Below are 15,141 nucleotides of genomic sequence, written 5' to 3' on the forward strand. Positions count from 1 at the left end.
GGGTCCTTGTTTTCTTCCCGCTGAGCTCACCACAGTCGAAGAAACCCGGGCCTCGAAGTGAACTGTCAGTCGTCGGCGAACGTGGCGACGACGCCGGCCCGGCTGTCGTCCTCGCTGGCGAGCACACCGCCGTTGGCGACGATGTCGGGGGTGATCTCGCTGAACACCATGCGGACGTCCTGGCGGCGGGCACCCAGGATCTCGACGGCGCTGTCGGCCACGGCCTTGGCGAAGTCGCGACGCTGCTCGATCGTGCGGCCGCGCAGCAGCTCGACGGTGATGTTGGGCATGTCTTCCCTCCGGTGGCGGCCGCTCCGCAGTTCACGGCTGCGACCTTGATTCAGTGACGTGAACCACCGTACGCGCAGCGCACCCCGAAATCCATGGTCGCGGGTGCATCAGTTCACATTCTTGACACTAGTTCGACAGGCTGGTTTGGTGTGCGGGCCAGCTCCATTCCCCAGGAGTCACCATGAATCGCACGACAACGATCCGTCGCGCGGCCCTCACCGGCCTTGCCGCCGTGGGCCTCGTGGTCCTCGGGACGACGACGGCGTCAGCCCACGTGACCATCACGCCCTCCACCACCGCTGCGGGTGCCACGGCCGAGCTCCGCGTCGAGATCCCGCACGGCTGCGCGGAGTCGGCCACGACCGCGATCTCCGTCCGGGTCCCCGAGGAGGCCACCGACGTCACCGCCTCCGGCACGGACCGCTGGGCCGTCGAGCAGACCCCGGACGCCCTGACCTGGTCGACCGACGAGCCGCTCCCGGACGGGGAGCACGCCGAGGTCGAGTTCTCCGTGCGCCTGCCCGACGACGCCGGGGCGACCCTCGTCTTCCCGGTCGTCCAGCAGTGCGAGGTGGGGGAGGCGGCCTGGACCGAGGTCGCCGAGCACGGGGAGGGCCACGACGCGCTCGAACGGCCGGCGCCGGTCCTCGTGGTGACGGCGGGTGAGGACGAGCCCGCCGCGACGCCGTCCGCGAAGGCCGAGCCCACCGCGGAGCCCACTCCCGAGGCGACCGTGATCGCGGAGCCGGCCGCTGAGCCCGCCGCCGGCGAGCCTGCCGCCGCGGAGCCTGCCGCCGCCGAGGCGCGCGGCTCGCTGGTCACCTACGGTGCCGCGGGCCTCCTGGCCGCGGGCGTCCTGGTGGGCGGGGCGGTGCTGCTGCGGCAGCGCCGACGCGGATGACCCGCCGTACCGCGGGCCACCGCACCGCGGGGCGGCGCGCCGGCGGCTGGCTGCTCCTGCTCGCCGTCGCCTGGGCGCTCCTGCTCGGGTCGGCGAGCCCCGCCGCGGCCCACGCGACGCTCATCAGCACCGACCCGGCGCAGGGCGCGGTGCTCGACGCCGCCCCCGAGCGGGTCACCTTCACCTTCAACGAGTCCGTGATCGGGGTCCCGGCCGGGATCAAGGTGTTCGACGCGACCGGCGAGGAGGTGGCGTCGACGGCCACGGTCCGCGCCTCGCGGCTCCTCGTCGACCTCGACGAGGAGGTCCCGGACGGCACGCTCGTGGTGGTGTGGCGGCTCGTGTCGGAGGACGGGCACCCGATCGGCGGCTCGCTCAGCTTCTCGGTGGGGGCGCCCAGCGACGTGGTGGACGTGCCGACCGGCGCGGACGCCGGCACCGACGCGCCCGTCCTGCTCGGCGTCGTCCGCGGGGTGGGGTACGTGGGCCTGCTGGCGGCCGCCGGGGTGGCGGCCTTCGTGGTCCTGTTCCTCCCGCGCGACCGCGTGGCCGACCGGTCACGCACGCGACTCCGTGCAGTCGCCAGGATGGCGGCCGGCGTCGCCGCCCTCGGCTGGGGGCTGGCCGTGCCGCTGGTCGCGCTCTACCAGCTCGGCCTGCCGGCGTCGGCGATCACCGACGGCTCGACCTGGTCGGCGCTCGCGCCCGCCGAGTACGCCGTCCCCGCCGCCGTGGTCGCGGGGCTCGCGCTCGCCGTCCGGTTGCTCCCGGCGGGTGCGGCGCCCGACCGGAAGCGGGTCGTCCTGGTGCTGGCCGGCTGCGCGCTCGCGCTGGCCGCGCCCGCGTTCACCGGGCACACGCGCGCGGCGACGCCCGAGGCGCTCGTGATCGGCGTGGACGTGCTGCACCTGGCCGCGGGAGCCCTGTGGCTCGGCGGCCTCGTGGCGGTCGCGCTCGTGCTCGGGGACCTCGCGCGCGGCGACGCCGGCGCAGTCGTGCTCGGCCGTTTCTCCACCTGGGCCTCGGTGCTGCTGGCGGTGCTCGTGGTCGCCGGGACCGTGCTGGCCTGGCGGGTCGCCGGGAGCTGGGGCGCGCTCGTCGACTCCGGCTACGGGGCGCTGCTGCTGGTCAAGGTCCTCGCAGCGCTGGTCGCGATCGGGATCGCCGCGTGGAACCGGTTCGCGCTGCTGCCGCGCCTGCGCACGGCACCGCGCAAGGGTCGTGCGGCGCCCGCCGCGCTCCTGGTCCGGACGGCGCTCGCGGAGGCGGGCGTGCTGGTCGTGGTCCTGGCCGTCACTGGCTTCCTGGTGGACCGCAGCCCCGAGTCCGACGCGGCCGTCACCGCCGCCGAGACCCGGGGACCGACCGCCGAGGAGTCGGTGCAGCTCGACGACATCTCGGCCCGGATCACCCTGGCCCCCCTCGCCGTCGGCCCCGCCACCCTCACCATCGAGATGACCGACGCCGCCGGCGAACCCGTGGAAGGCTACGAGGCGCCGCGGCTCGCGCTGGCCTCGGACGAGGTGGAGCTGGGCGAGGTGACGCTCAGCTCGCTGGGGCCGGGCGTCTACGCGGGCGACCTCGTGCTGCCGACCACGGGGGAGTGGGACGTGCAGGTGTCGCTCCGGACCACGGAGTTCGACAACCCGGTGCAGACGGTGACGTTCGAAGTGCCCTGACGCCCAGTCGGCTGACTCGCCCGACCTTCTTCGCCGAGTCAGTCGACTGGTCCGACCACCCGGCTGACTCGGCGAAGAATGTGTGGCGAGTCAGCCGGGTGGTCGGACTAGTCGGCTGACTCGGCGGCGGGTTGGAGGGCGGACCGCAGGCGGTCCGCGTAGGCGCGGCGGCGGTCGGCCGGGAGCCAGTCCGGTTCCGGGAGCGTGCCGTAGAGGTCGTCGCCCGGGTAGCGGGGGAACAGGTGCTGGTGGAAGTGCCACACGTCCTGGTTGCCGGCGGGCTCGTTGTGCTGGCGGGTGGAGACGCCCGCGCAGCCGTACGCGGTGCGCATCGCGCGGGCGAGCCGCTGGGTGACGTCGAAGATCGCGTGGCCGTCGGCCGCCGGGAGGTCGTACAGGTTCTCGTGGTGGGCGACCGGGATGATCAGCGCGTGGCCCGCGTTCCGCGGCCACCAGCGGGGCGCGATGATCGCGAAGACCCGGTCGTCGCGGTAGACCACGTCGGCCTCGCGCTCCGCCGCGAAGTCGCAGAACGGGCAGTCGTAGTCCGCGGGTTCGTGGTTGTGCACAGGTGGACCCTAGGGCCCCCGTCGAGGCGGGGACAGGAACGGTCCCGCCCGGGCGCGAGCCGACCCGCGCCCCCGTACGGTGGGCGGCATGACCGATGCCCCGGCGCTGATCTGGTTCCGTCGCGACCTGCGCGTCGCCGACCAGCCGACCTTTCTCGCCGCAGGTCAGGGCGCCCGCGCGCTGGCCCTGTTCGTGCTCGACCCGCGCCTGCTCAAGCCCTCCGGCACCCCGCGGCAGTGGTTCCTCTACGGCTGCCTGCGGGACCTGAGCGAGAGCCTCGGCGGCAGGCTGCTGGTCGTGAAGGGCGACCCGGTCGACGTCGTGCCCCGGGTGGCCGAGGCGATCGGCGCGGGCGCCGTCCACATCGCCGCCGACTTCGGTCCCTACGGCCAGGCCCGGGACAACGACGTCGAGCACGCCCTCGGCGAGCAGGGCCGCGAGCTGGTGCGCACGGGCTCGCCGTACGCCGTCGCCCCCGGCCGGGTCCGGTCCGGGGACGGCGGCCGCTACCGCGTGTTCACGCCGTTCAGCCGGGCCTGGGCCGACCACGGGTGGCGCGCCCCCGCGGACACCGACGCGGGCTCCCTGGACTGGATCGATCCCGCGACCGTCGACGTGAAGGCGACGGAGATCCCCGACCAGCCCACCGTCGACGCCGACCTGCCCGAGCCCGGGGAGGCGGCGGCGCACCGGCGCTGGGACGAGTTCGTCGGCGACCACCTCCAGGACTACGCGGACGGCCGTGACCGGCCCGACCGCCCCGGCACCTCGCGGATGTCGGTCTACCTCAAGTACGGCTGCGTGCACCCGCGCAGCCTGCTCGCCGACCTCGCGGCCAAGCGTTCGAACGGCGCCCAGTCGTTCCGCAACGAGCTCGCGTGGCGCGACTTCTACGCCGACGTGCTCGACCAGCGCCCCGACTCCGCCCACCGCAACTACGACCGCTCCTTCGACGCGCTGGTCACCGACAGCGGGCCCGACGCCGACGAGCTGTTCGCCGCCTGGCGGGAGGGCCGCACCGGCTTTCCCGTCGTCGACGCCGGGATGCGGCAGCTCCTGGCCGAGAGGTGGATGCACAACCGGGTGCGCATGATCACGGCGTCGTTCCTCGTCAAGGACCTGCACCTGCCGTGGTGGTGGGGCGCCAGGCACTTCATGAGCAAGCTCGTCGACGGCGACCTCGCCTCCAACCAGCACGGCTGGCAGTGGGTGGCCGGCAGCGGCACCGACGCAGCCCCGTACTTCCGGGTGTTCAACCCGGTGCTGCAGGGCGAGCGGTTCGACCCGGACGGCGCCTACGTGCGCAAGTACGTCCCCGAGCTCGCGGACGTGCCGGGCAAGGCGGCGCACCAGCCCTGGAAGCTGCCGGACGGTCCGCCGGCCGGCTACCCCGCACCCGTCGTCGACCACAAGGCCGAGCGCGTGGAGGCCCTGGACCGCTACGAGGCCGTCCGCGCGGCGCGCCAGATCCCCCGAACCGGGTGAGCGTCCCCGCACACGGGAGTGGTCGACTGCGTGGTGTCGTGCCCACACGGCAGCCAGGCGCACCTAGGAGAGTCGGACATGAGCGACTCGTTCGGCGGCAACGTGCTCGTCTACCAGGCGAAGCTGCGGCCGGCCGTCAACCCGGAGTACCTCGTGCGGCGGCCCCGGCTCATCGAGCTGCTCGACACCGCGGTCGAGTCGCCGCTCACCCTCGTCGTCGCGCCGGCCGGCTCGGGCAAGACCTCCCTGCTGCGCGACTGGGTGGGCTGGACCGACCTGCCGCACGCCTGGCTGTCCGTCGACGAGTCGGACCGGGACCCCGCCCAGCTCTGGCTGAGCATCCTCGCCGCGCTCGACGGGATCGCCCCGGGCTGCGCAGAGCCCGCCGCCGACCTCATCCGGCGCCGGCACGCGCTCCTCGACGCCGTGGGGACGCTGCTCGACGACCTGGAGTCGCGGCGGTACGGCCCGCGCGTGCTGGTGATCGACGACCTGGAGGTCGTGGACGAGGCGGTCGCGGGCGGGTCCCTGACGATGTTCGTCCAGCACCTGCCCCGGTGGCTGCGCGTCGTGCTGGTCAGCCGGCACGTCCCGCCCCTTCCGGTGGACCGGCTGCGCGCGCGGGGGCTGATCGGCGAGGTGCGGTTCCCCGAGCTGCGGTTCTCGTTCGACGAGGCGACGGAGATGCTGTCCCGGCTGGCCCCGACGCTTCCGCCGCAGCGCGTGGCCAAGGCCGCACGGCACGCCGGCGGCTGGGCCGCCAGCATCCAGCTCGCCGCGCTGGCCGCCCGGACGGCGGACGCCCGCGCGGCGCCGGACGCGCCGCGGCAGGACGACGTCGAGCGCTACGTCGGCGACTACGTCTGGCACGAGGTGCTCAGCGGGGAGCCCGCCGACGTCGTCGACGTGCTGATGGCGGTGTCCGTGGTGGACCGGGTGGAGCCGGGCCTCGCCCGGGTGCTCGCCGGCCGGCCCGACGCCCCGGAGCTGCTGGAGCGGGCCGAGGAGCGGGGGCTGTTCGCCGCGCGGATCGAGCCCTCGGGGGCGTACGAGACGCACGCCCTGGTCCGGGACGCCCTCCTGGTCGAGCTGCGCAGGCGCGACCCCGACCGCCTGGCAGAGCTGCACCGCCGCGCCGCGCGGTGGTTCGAGGACGGTGGGCGGCCGGTGGTCGCGCTCGAGCACCTGCTGCGCGCCGGCCAGGACCGCGCCGCGCTCCGGCTGCTGGCGTCCTGCGTGCCCCAGCTCTACGACAGCGGGCGTGAGGTCACGGTGCGGCGCATGCTCGCCGCGATCCCGGTGGGCGCCGCGTCGGGCGACACCGCCGCGGCCGTCGACCTCGCCTGGTGCCAGCTCTTCGCCGACCGGAACGCGTTCGTGCAGGCGGTGCACACCGTCGTCGCCCAGGCCGACGGCGACGGCGCGATCGAACCGGGGCTGCTCGCGCGGCTGGAGATGCTCCGCGCGGCGTCGGCGGCCGTGTCCGGCGACTGGGGAGCGGGGGCCCGGTCGGCCCGGTGGGCTCTCGCGACGATCGGGGACCGCTGGCAGACCGACCCGCTGTGCCGGTTCGGCTGGAACCTGCTGGCCCGGGAGATCGCCCTCACGGAGCGGTGGGACGACGCCGGCGCGGAGGTGCGCCACGTGGCCCGCACCCTCAGCCCGGTACCCGGACGGCGGATCGCCTTCGAGGCCACCCGGGCCCTGGGCGTGGCCCTCGCCGGACGCCCGGTCGAGGCGCTGCGCCTGGTGTACGGCACCCGGCAGGTGTCCGAGGCGGCGAACCTGACGACGGCGCAGACCGAGCTGATGGTCGCGGAGGCGCTGGCCAACCGGGAGATCGGGGAGCAGTCGGCGGCGCTGCCGGTCCTGTCGCGCCTGGTCGAGACCCCGTGCGACCCGGTGCCGCACTGCCGGCTGCTGGCCTCCCTGGAGCTGGCGCGGGCCGCGGTCGACTCCGGCGACGGCGCGGCGGCCGAGCGTGCCTTCGGCGCCGCCGCGGAGCTGGTCGACACGGAGCTCACGGGGCCCGGCAGCCGCACGCTCCTGGCCCGCACGGGCACCCTGCTGGCCCTGGCCGAGAGCCGGCTCGACGACGCCGCGCGCTGGGCCGCCGAGGTCGATGACCCCTTCTGGGGCGGCGTCGAGTCGGCGCGCGTGCTCATCGCCGAGGGCGACGTCGGCGCGGCGGACACGACGCTGCGCGCAGCCGCCCCGCGGTGCGTGCGGCACCACGTGCTCCTCGACCTGCTGCTGAGCCGAACGACCCGCGACGCGGACGAGGCCGAGGCCGCCCTGTCGCGCGCGGTGCGGCTCGCCGCCGCGCACGGCCTCGTGCAGACGGTCGCGTCCGAGGGCACGGAGGTCGTCGAGGCGATCGAGCGGCTGGCCTGGCAGGTGCCGCGGCCCTGGCTGGACCGGCTCCGCCGTGTGCCGCTCTCCGGGGCGTCCCCGCCCGGGACGGCGGTGGTCGAGCTCGTCGAGGACCTGACGGACCGGCAGCTCGGCATCCTGCGGATGCTCCCGAGCCGGCTCAGCCTGCGGGAGATCGCGGACGAGCTGTTCATCTCGGTGAACACGCTCAAGTTCCATCTCAAGGTGATCTACCGCAAGCTCGGCTGCGGGTCCCGCGCCGAGGCGGCCGACCTGGCCCGGGCCCTGATGAACCGGCCCCGGCGCGGTCAGCCCGCGGGCGCCTGGCGGCGCTGAGGGTCGTCCCCGGCCGTCAGGGCGGCGAGCGCCGCCCGGGTCTTGGTCTCCTGCGGGGAGCCGAGGTCGAGCCCCTTGCCGGCCAGGACGGCCTTGGTCTCCGCGGCGGCCTGGAAGGCCTCCTCCGGGGGTGCCTTGGTGGACAGCTCGAGGATCCGTGAGCCGTCCGGCAGCCCCCACAGCTCGGCGACCATGCGGCGGCGGTACCCCTTGGCCCGGAACCGGCACTTGATCAGGTTGATCGGACCCAGGACGACGAGGTCGTCGGCCTGCACGTCCTCGGGCATGCGCTCGCCCAGCAGGGCCCGCTGGTCGTCGTCGAGCAGGCCGTGGATGCCCCGGTCGCCGAGCATCACCTTGCGGACCCGGCGGTCGGGCGCCTCGACGGTCAGGGAGCACGAGCAGGTGTACCCGGCGGGTGACGCGTCGAGCTCGACCTTGAACCCGTCGTGGCCGCGGTAGCCGTCGGGCACGTCGCGCGGCATCGCGGGCCGGAGCTTGACCGTCAGGTCGGCGGGCTTGCGCTGGGTGCGGCGGGCGCGCAGCACCACCCCGGCGGTCGAGAGCCGCAGGTCGGGGGTGTCGACGAACGCGACCTGGCGCAGCACCGCGTCCAGCGGGTCGATGCCGAGGGTCCGCACGGCGGTGCGCTGGAAGTCGTCGGGGACGGTGAGCTTGAGCTCGACCGAGTCCACGTCGGGCAGGAGCGCGAGCATGCCGGTGAGCTGCTCGGCGTCGTAGGTCGGGATGGCGGACATGGGGGCCTCCGGGGGTCTGTCCCGCGATCATGGCGCCGGACCGGGTGGCGCAGGTCCACCCCGGTGCGGGTGGGCCGCTACCACCCTGGTCGACGCCAGCCTGGGTCCGGAAGCGCTGTACCCGACCGGCACCGCAGGAGGTGCGGAGATGACCGAGCTGGACGTCGGACCGATCGACTACCTCGCCGTCGAGTTCCCCGGCAGCAGGATGCAGGGCAAGGGCCTTGCCGCGCTGCTGGACCTCGTAGAACGCGGGATCATCCGGATCCTCGACCTCCGGGTCGCCAGACGTACCGAGGAGGGCGACGTCGTGGCGGTCGCCCTCACCGACCTGGACCACGACGGCTCGCTCGACCTCGCCGTGTTCGAGGGCGTGGGCTCCGGCCTGCTCGACGACGAGGACCTGGCGCAGAGCGTCGCGCTGGTCGCTCCCGGCGACGCCGTCGGCCTCATCGTGTACGAGAACACGTGGGCCGGCCCGTTCGTGACGGCCATGCGGGAGGCCGGGGCGCAGGTGATCGCCACCGGCCGCATCCCCGTGGAGGACGTCGTCGCGGCGCTCGACGCGCTGGAGGCGGAGCAGACGTCGCCGAGCACCACACCGGCTCAGACGCAGGAAGGGATGACGTGATGGGACTCATCGGAGGCATGGCACGCACGGCCGTCGTGGCCGGCACCGCGACCGCGGTGTCCAACCGGGTCTCGCGGCGTCAGGCGAACCGCTGGGCCGCGCAGGAGTCCTACGCGGCGCCGCCGCCGCAGCAGCAGGTCTACGCGGCGCCCCCGCCGCCTGCCCCGGCCCCGGTCACGAACCCCGGCCCGGCGTCGGAGGACGTGATCGCGCAGCTCGAACGGCTCGGCCGCCTGCGGGACGACGGCGTCCTGACCGACGCCGAGTTCAGCGCGCAGAAGGCCAGGCTCCTCGCCGGCTGACGTCTTTCCCCGCTGTACCGCCCGACCGGACGGAGGCAGGTCATGAGCGCCATGGACGCTTCGCACGAACCCGCGCACGAGCCGGTGGCGCGGCACGCCGCCGAGCCGACCCCCGTCGCGGAGCCGGCCGCCCAGGTCCGCGCCAAGGTGCCCGCGACGGCGTGGATCTCCTGGGTCGCGCTCGCGATGATGACCACCAGCTCGGTGGCGAGCCTGCGGGCCGCGCCGACCATGGCGGTCTACGGGCTGGCGTGCGTGTTCCTCTACCTGGTGCCGGCGGTGGTCTTCCTGCTGCCGACGTCGCTCGTCTCCGCGGAGCTCGCCTCCGGCTGGAAGGGCGGCGTCTACAACTGGGTCGCGCGCGGCATCTCCAAGCCCATGGGGTTCCTCGCGGTGTGGTGCCAGTTCGCGATGACGATCTTCTACTACCCCAGCCTGCTGGGGTTCGTCGCGAGCACCCTGGCCTACGTCTTCAACCCGGCGCTCGCGAGCAGCGGCGTCTGGACGGCGTGCGTGATCATCGTCGTCTACTGGAGCGGCGTCTGGGTCTCCTCGCGGGGCACCAAGGGCGTGGCGGGGCTCGCGAGCGGCGGCCTCATCATCGGCACGCTGATCCCCGGCGTGGTGCTGGTGGTGCTCGGCATGGTGTTCCTCGGCCAGGGCAACGAGTCGGCCGCGCCGATGACGTCCGACCACATCCTCCCCGCGTGGGCGGGGCTCGCCAGCCTCGTGCTCATCGTGAACAACTTCCTCTCGTACTCCGGCATGGAGATGAACGCGGTGCACGTGTCGTCGCTGCGGAACCCGGGCAAGGAGTTCCCGAAGTCGATGTTCCTGGCGATGGGCATGGTGCTGCTGATCTTCATCCTCCCGGCCCTGGCGATCAGCTGGGTGGTGCCCGCCGACCAGCTCTCGCTCACCGCCGGGGTGATGCAGGCCTTCGACGCCGTGTTCGCGAACTTCGGGACGCAGTGGCTCACCCCGATCGTCGGCGTCATGCTCGTGGCTGCCTCGCTCGGCGGGATGCTCACCTGGCTCGCCGGCCCGTCCAAGGGCCTGCTGCTGATCTCCCGGCAGGAGGGCTACCTGCCGCCCTACCTGCAGCGGCTCAACAAGAACGGGGTGCAGCAGAACATCCTGGTGGTCCAGGGCGTCGTCACCACGGCGATCGGCCTGATGTACGCGCTGATCCCCAACGTCTCCAGCGCGTACTGGATCTTCTCGGTGATCACCACGCAGGTGTACCTGATCATGTACCTGCTCATGTTCGTCGCGGCCATCGGGCTGCGCCGCAAGTACCCCGACCATCCGCGCGGCTTCCGCAGCCCGATGCTCAAGTCGCTCTGCGGCATCGGCTTCGGGGCGTCGCTCGCGGCCCTGCTGGTCGGGTTCGTGCCGCCGTCCCAGTTCAGCGGGGGCAACCCGGCCGTGTACGTCGTGATCGTCGTCGTCGGTGCCCTGGGCCTCGGCCTGCTGGTCCCGTACCTCTTCTACCGGGCCCGCAAGCCCTCGTGGAAGCTGGCGGAGTCGGCGGAGGAGGCGAGCCCGGAATGAGCACCACCGACGAGACCCAGTCCAGGCGCGAGCGCACCATCCTGTACGTGGCGGTGGGCGTCGTGATCGGCGTCCTCCTCGTCCTGGCCCTGGTCCTCTACCGCGCGGCGGACCGGACCCACGACGCCGAGGCGAAGGCCGACGAGCTGATCCAGGCGCTCGACGAGGCGGGGGCCACGGTCTCGCCGTCGAAGGACCAGATCGTCCGGGTGCTCGGCGACGACGGCGGGGCGACCTGCGCCGACCCGAACGACCCCCTGAACCGCGCGACGCTGCAGGCGCAGCTCGCCAACGGCGCCGGCGGGCCCGGGGCGCGCCCGGTGATCTCGGACCGCAAGATCCTGCGCGGCCAGATGCTGATCATCCAGATCTACTGCCCCGACGAGCTCGAGGAGTTCCAGCAGTACGTGGACAGCCTCGAGACCGACGACGTGACGGGTGCGTGACCATGGACCTCCGCGCCCGGGTCGACGCCGAGATGCCACAGGTCCGCGCCGAGCTCGCGGAGCTCGTCGCCATCCGGTCCGTCGCGGACTCCCGGCAGTTCCCGCCGGACGAGTGCGACCGGGCCGCGCAGTGGGTGCTCACCCGGTTCGCCGACGTCGGCTTCGAGGACGCGCACCTGGAGCGGACGGCGGACGGGAGCATGGCAGTGGTCGGCTCCCGGCCCTGCGCCGACCCGGCCGCCCCGACCGTGCTGCTCTACGCGCACTACGACGTGCAGCCGCCGCTGGACGAGGCCGCGTGGCGCACGCCGCCCTTCGAGCTCACCGAGGCCGACGGCCGGTGGTACGGCCGCGGCAGCGCGGACTGCAAGGGGAACATCGTCATGCTCCTGGCCGCCCTGCGGGCGCTCGGCGAGCCGCCGGTGCACCTCAAGCTCGTGGTCGAGGGCTCGGAGGAGCAGGGCACGGGCGGCCTGGAGGCGTTCGTGCCGGAGCACGCCGACCTGCTGCGCGCCGACGCCGTCCTCGTGTGCGACACCGGCAACGCCGCCGTCGGGCAGCCCGCGGCGACCGTCAGCCTGCGCGGGATGGTCAACGTGGTGCTGACGCTCCAGGCGCTCGCCTCAGAGGTGCACTCCGGCATGTTCGGGGGCGCCGCCCCTGACGCGCTGGCGGCCCTGGTCGCGGTGCTGGCCACCCTGCGCGACGGCAACGGGGACACCACGGTCGCCGGGCTCGACCACCGCGGGACCTGGGCGGGCGAGGGGTACCCCGCCGACCGGTTCCGGTGGGACGCGACCGTGCTGGAGGGCGTCTCCCTGCTCGGCGACGGCAGCGTCGCGGACCTGCTCTGGGCGCGTCCCGCGCTGACCATCCTGGGCATCGACTGCCCGCCGGTGGTGGGGTCCGCCTCGGCGATCACGCCGCGCGCCTCCGCCCGGCTGAACCTCCGCATCCCGCCGGGGACCACGGCGGACCAGGCCCGGACGGCGCTCGAGCGCCAGCTCCGCGCGGCGGCACCCTGGGGCGTCGCGGTGCAGGTCACGGTCGAGGCAGAGGGCGAACCCTTCCTCGCGGCGGTCGACGGCCCCGCGTTCCACGCGCTCGCCGCGGCACTGGAGGAGGCCTACGGCAAGCCGCTGGCCCGGCTCGGGCAGGGCGGGTCGATCCCGCTCTGCAACGTCTTCGCGGACACCTACCCCGGGGCGGAGATCCTCCTGGTCGGCGTCGAGGAACCGCTCGCCGCCATCCACGCCCCGAACGAGAGCGTGGACCCCACCGAGATCGCGAACATGGCGCGGGGCACCGCCCGCTTCCTCCAGCGCTACGCGGAGGCCGCCGCCCGCTGACCGTCCGGATTCCGCTCCCGGGCGGTGCTCGCGCAGGCTCTCGACGTCGAGGGTCTGCGCGAGCACCTTTTCGCGGCGGACCCTTGCGCGCGTTCCATGCCTTTCGATAGTGTCCCGCTCATCGACACAGCAGTCCCGATGATCGGGACAGCACACAATGAGGTGGGGACGTGGAGATGAGTACGCTCACGCGCCGCGCGGTACTGCGGGCGATCGGTGCGGCCGGGCTCGCCGGCGTCGCGGCGTCGCTCGCCGGCTGCGCGCCGACGATCGGGACGGCGCGGCTGCCGCGGGTCCCCGCGGCCTACGACGGGCCGCCGGTCACGCTGAAGTTCTGGAACGGTCTCACCGGCGGCGACGGGCCGGTCATGCGGACCCTGATCGACGAGTTCACGCGGGAGCACCCGCACATCGGCATCGACATGTACGCCCTGCCGTGGGGCGACTTCTACCAGAAGTTCCCCGCCGCGGTGACGAGCGGGCTCGCGCCGGACTTCGCCCTCATGCACAACTTCCAGGTGGCGACCAACGCCGCGCGGAAGGTGATCATGCCGGTCGACGACGTCCTGGAGACGGTCGGCCTCGTGGAGTCCGACTACCTCCCGGTCGTCTGGGGCTCCGGCGTCTACCGCGACCAGCGCTGGTCGCTGCCGCTGGACATGTGGCCCGACTCGCTGTTCTACAACCGCCGGGTGCTGGAGCAGGCCGGGCTGGACCCGGACGCGCCGCCGACCGACCGCGCCGCGTACGAGCACGCGCTCGACGCGCTGGCCTCGTCCGGCGTCCAGGGCCACTGGCTGCCCGCCGTCGACCCGCAGGGCGTCGGGCGCGGCTTCGACTCCCTGCTCTGGCAGTTCGGCGGCGAGCACTACGACGCCGCCGGACGCGCCGCGACGTTCGGCGCGCAGGCCGGCGTGGACGCGCTCACCTGGCAGCAGTCCCTGATCCGGGCCGGCTGGAGCCCGCGGAACGTGAGCGGCTCGGACGCCTCGATGGCGTTCAAGAACGACCAGAACGCGTTCCTCTGGGGCGGCCCCGGCGCCCTCATCAACGACCTCGGCTCCGTCGACGGGCTCGACTGGGACGTCGCGCCGCTACCCCAGATCGGCAGCGGACGGGCCGCGTTCTCCGGCTCGCACCAGTTCGTGGTCGCGCGCCAGCCGCGGTTCGACGCCGACCGGCTCGCCGCCGTCGTGACGTTCCTCGGCTGGATCCTCGCGAACTCGATCGGCTGGGCCACCGCGGGCCCGGTCCCCGCCCGCCTGCCCATCCTCGACTCGCCCGAGCTGGCTGAGCTGACAGCGCAGTCACACGTGGCCGAGGGCGTGGAGCACATCCGGTTCTACCCGCTGGTGCCGGGGATCGCGGAGGTGCAGACCACCATCCTGTACCCCGCGATCGGCGACGCCCTGCTCTCGCTCGGCGACCCCGCTGCGGCCCTCGGGACCGCGACGACCCAGGCGTCCTTCCTGCTCCAGGAGAACGCCGAGAAGTACGGGAGGGCCTGACATGACCGCCACCGCCACCGCGGCCCCGGCGACCACGCCCGTCGCCGGAGCCCGGGCCGCCGCCGTCGTCTCGCCCAGCCGGCCCCGGCCCTGGACGCCCTACCTCTTCCTCGCGCCGTTCCTGCTGATCTTCGGCACGTTCGTGCTGGTCCCCGCCGTGTCGGGGCTCTGGATGAGCCTGCACAACTGGGACTTCTTCCTGCCCGACCGGCCGTTCGTGGGCCTGCAGAACTACGTGGACCTGTTCACCCCGGACGCCCTGGTGGCGCAGCAGTTCTGGGAGAGCATGCGGGCCACCGGGCTGTTCGTGGTGCTCTCCGTGCCGCTGCTCATGGCCGTCCCGCTGGGCCTGGCGCTCCTGCTCAACCAGCGGTTCCGCGGGCGCACCTTCTTCCGCGCGGTCTTCTTCGCGCCGTACGTGCTGGGCGTCAGCGTGGTCGGCCTGCTCTGGCAGTACCTGCTCAACGGCAACACCGGCCTGGTCAACGGGTACCTCGCGGAGCTCGGCGTCACCGAGGCGGTGCCGTGGCTGACGGCGACGCCGTGGGTCTGGGTCTCGCTGGTGGGCGTCACGCTCTGGTGGACCCTGGGCTTCAACTCCGTGGTCTACCTCGCGGGCCTGCAGAACGTGGACGACGCGCTCTACGACGCCGCCAAGGTCGACGGCGCCAACCGCTGGCAGCAGTTCGTGCACGTCACGATCCCGCAGCTGCGCCCCGTCATCCTCTTCGTCCTGACGATGACTGTGCTGGCCTCGGCGAACATGTTCGGCCAGTCCTACCTGCTCACCGCGGGCAACCCGTCGAACGAGACGCGCACGGCCATCATGTTCATCGCCGAGGTGGGCCTGGAACAGTTCCGCATGGGCCTCGCCGCCGCGATGAGCTACCTCCTGGCCCTGCTGCTGATCGCCGTCAGCGCCCTGAACTTCCTGTTCCTGCGACAGAAGGAGAGCTGA

Annotated in this window: 14 protein-coding genes; 11 read left to right on the top strand and 3 right to left on the bottom strand. The window is 73.7% G+C overall.

Annotated elements, in window-relative coordinates:
* Window positions 1-65: 65 nt before the first annotated feature.
* Window positions 66-290, bottom strand: coding sequence for a 4-oxalocrotonate tautomerase family protein (locus ACFV9Q_RS22965; RefSeq protein ID WP_377229493.1), 225 nt, complete (start codon window positions 288-290; stop codon window positions 66-68).
* 182 nt (window positions 291-472) lie between these two features.
* Here ACFV9Q_RS22965 and ACFV9Q_RS22970 point away from each other — a divergent pair, with 182 nt between their 5' ends.
* Both ACFV9Q_RS22970 and ACFV9Q_RS22975 read left to right on the top strand, forming a co-directional pair.
* Entirely contained in the window at window positions 473-1,192 is a 720-nt protein-coding gene (locus ACFV9Q_RS22970; protein WP_377236327.1) for a YcnI family protein, read from the top strand.
* Window positions 1,189-2,871, top strand: a complete 1,683-nt coding sequence (locus tag ACFV9Q_RS22975) for a copper resistance protein CopC (RefSeq protein WP_377236328.1) — start codon at window positions 1,189-1,191, stop codon at window positions 2,869-2,871. The genes ACFV9Q_RS22970 and ACFV9Q_RS22975 overlap by 4 nt, the downstream gene beginning before the upstream one ends.
* Window positions 2,872-2,978: 107 nt before the next feature.
* Here the strand turns inward: ACFV9Q_RS22975 and ACFV9Q_RS22980 are convergent, their stop codons facing one another.
* Window positions 2,979-3,440: an HIT family protein gene (locus ACFV9Q_RS22980; RefSeq protein WP_377236329.1), complete on the bottom strand. Its 462-nt coding sequence runs from the start codon at window positions 3,438-3,440 to the stop codon at window positions 2,979-2,981.
* Between the two features lie 88 nt (window positions 3,441-3,528).
* Between ACFV9Q_RS22980 and ACFV9Q_RS22985 the strand changes: the two genes are divergently transcribed.
* Complete coding sequence (locus ACFV9Q_RS22985; protein WP_377236330.1) at window positions 3,529-4,926, top strand: cryptochrome/photolyase family protein; 1,398 nt, start codon at window positions 3,529-3,531, stop codon at window positions 4,924-4,926.
* Window positions 4,927-5,004: 78 nt separating this feature from the next.
* Window positions 5,005-7,635: a LuxR C-terminal-related transcriptional regulator gene (locus tag ACFV9Q_RS22990; protein ID WP_377236331.1), complete on the top strand. Its 2,631-nt coding sequence runs from the start codon at window positions 5,005-5,007 to the stop codon at window positions 7,633-7,635.
* On the opposite strand, the gene ACFV9Q_RS22995 is transcribed toward ACFV9Q_RS22990, so the two are convergent.
* The gene (locus tag ACFV9Q_RS22995; RefSeq protein WP_377236332.1) at window positions 7,608-8,393 is read right to left on the bottom strand and encodes a hypothetical protein; all 786 of its coding nucleotides are present in this window, start codon (window positions 8,391-8,393) and stop codon (window positions 7,608-7,610) included. The two genes, ACFV9Q_RS22990 and ACFV9Q_RS22995, sit on opposite strands and share 28 nt — an antisense overlap.
* Before the next feature lie 148 nt (window positions 8,394-8,541).
* Between ACFV9Q_RS22995 and ACFV9Q_RS23000 the strand changes: the two genes are divergently transcribed.
* The 7 genes from ACFV9Q_RS23000 to ACFV9Q_RS23030 all read left to right on the top strand — a co-directional run bounded on the left by ACFV9Q_RS23000 (window position 8,542) and on the right by ACFV9Q_RS23030 (window position 15,141).
* Window positions 8,542-9,024, top strand: coding sequence for a DUF6325 family protein (locus tag ACFV9Q_RS23000; RefSeq protein ID WP_377236333.1), 483 nt, complete (start codon window positions 8,542-8,544; stop codon window positions 9,022-9,024).
* Window positions 9,024-9,326, top strand: coding sequence for an SHOCT domain-containing protein (locus ACFV9Q_RS23005; protein ID WP_377229484.1), 303 nt, complete (start codon window positions 9,024-9,026; stop codon window positions 9,324-9,326). The genes ACFV9Q_RS23000 and ACFV9Q_RS23005 overlap by 1 nt, the downstream gene beginning before the upstream one ends.
* 42 nt (window positions 9,327-9,368) lie before the next feature.
* A complete protein-coding gene (locus ACFV9Q_RS23010) occupies window positions 9,369-10,880 on the top strand; it encodes an APC family permease (protein WP_377236334.1) in 1,512 nt (503 codons plus the stop codon).
* The gene (locus ACFV9Q_RS23015) at window positions 10,877-11,326 is read left to right on the top strand and encodes a hypothetical protein (RefSeq protein ID WP_377236335.1); all 450 of its coding nucleotides are present in this window, start codon (window positions 10,877-10,879) and stop codon (window positions 11,324-11,326) included. Before ACFV9Q_RS23010 ends, ACFV9Q_RS23015 begins: the two co-directional genes overlap by 4 nt.
* A gap of 2 nt (window positions 11,327-11,328) precedes the next feature.
* The gene (locus ACFV9Q_RS23020; protein WP_377236405.1) at window positions 11,329-12,675 is read left to right on the top strand and encodes a dipeptidase; all 1,347 of its coding nucleotides are present in this window, start codon (window positions 11,329-11,331) and stop codon (window positions 12,673-12,675) included.
* Window positions 12,676-12,851: 176 nt separating this feature from the next.
* Entirely contained in the window at window positions 12,852-14,183 is a 1,332-nt protein-coding gene (locus ACFV9Q_RS23025) for an ABC transporter substrate-binding protein (RefSeq protein WP_377236336.1), read from the top strand.
* A 1-nt stretch (window position 14,184) separates the two neighbouring features.
* Window positions 14,185-15,141, top strand: a complete 957-nt coding sequence (locus ACFV9Q_RS23030) for a carbohydrate ABC transporter permease (protein WP_377236337.1) — start codon at window positions 14,185-14,187, stop codon at window positions 15,139-15,141.

Origin of the sequence: Promicromonospora sp. NPDC059942 (assembly GCF_042731755.1) — a bacterium.
GTDB lineage: Bacteria > Actinomycetota > Actinomycetes > Actinomycetales > Cellulomonadaceae > Promicromonospora.

What these genes read in the sequence shown, in the direction of transcription:
- ACFV9Q_RS22965 (WP_377229493.1), bottom strand. Translation starts at nt 290, where the DNA reads ATGCCCAACATCACCGTCGAGCTGCTGCGCGGCCGCACGATCGAGCAG.
- ACFV9Q_RS22970 (WP_377236327.1), top strand. Translation starts at nt 473, where the DNA reads ATGAATCGCACGACAACGATCCGTCGCGCGGCCCTCACCGGCCTTGCC.
- ACFV9Q_RS22975 (WP_377236328.1), top strand. Translation starts at nt 1,189, where the DNA reads ATGACCCGCCGTACCGCGGGCCACCGCACCGCGGGGCGGCGCGCCGGC.
- ACFV9Q_RS22985 (WP_377236330.1), top strand. Translation starts at nt 3,529, where the DNA reads ATGACCGATGCCCCGGCGCTGATCTGGTTCCGTCGCGACCTGCGCGTC.
- ACFV9Q_RS22990 (WP_377236331.1), top strand. Translation starts at nt 5,005, where the DNA reads ATGAGCGACTCGTTCGGCGGCAACGTGCTCGTCTACCAGGCGAAGCTG.
- ACFV9Q_RS22995 (WP_377236332.1), bottom strand. Translation starts at nt 8,393, where the DNA reads ATGTCCGCCATCCCGACCTACGACGCCGAGCAGCTCACCGGCATGCTC.
- ACFV9Q_RS23000 (WP_377236333.1), top strand. Translation starts at nt 8,542, where the DNA reads ATGACCGAGCTGGACGTCGGACCGATCGACTACCTCGCCGTCGAGTTC.
- ACFV9Q_RS23005 (WP_377229484.1), top strand. Translation starts at nt 9,024, where the DNA reads ATGGGACTCATCGGAGGCATGGCACGCACGGCCGTCGTGGCCGGCACC.
- ACFV9Q_RS23010 (WP_377236334.1), top strand. Translation starts at nt 9,369, where the DNA reads ATGAGCGCCATGGACGCTTCGCACGAACCCGCGCACGAGCCGGTGGCG.
- ACFV9Q_RS23015 (WP_377236335.1), top strand. Translation starts at nt 10,877, where the DNA reads ATGAGCACCACCGACGAGACCCAGTCCAGGCGCGAGCGCACCATCCTG.
- ACFV9Q_RS23020 (WP_377236405.1), top strand. Translation starts at nt 11,329, where the DNA reads ATGGACCTCCGCGCCCGGGTCGACGCCGAGATGCCACAGGTCCGCGCC.
- ACFV9Q_RS23025 (WP_377236336.1), top strand. Translation starts at nt 12,852, where the DNA reads ATGAGTACGCTCACGCGCCGCGCGGTACTGCGGGCGATCGGTGCGGCC.
- ACFV9Q_RS23030 (WP_377236337.1), top strand. Translation starts at nt 14,185, where the DNA reads ATGACCGCCACCGCCACCGCGGCCCCGGCGACCACGCCCGTCGCCGGA.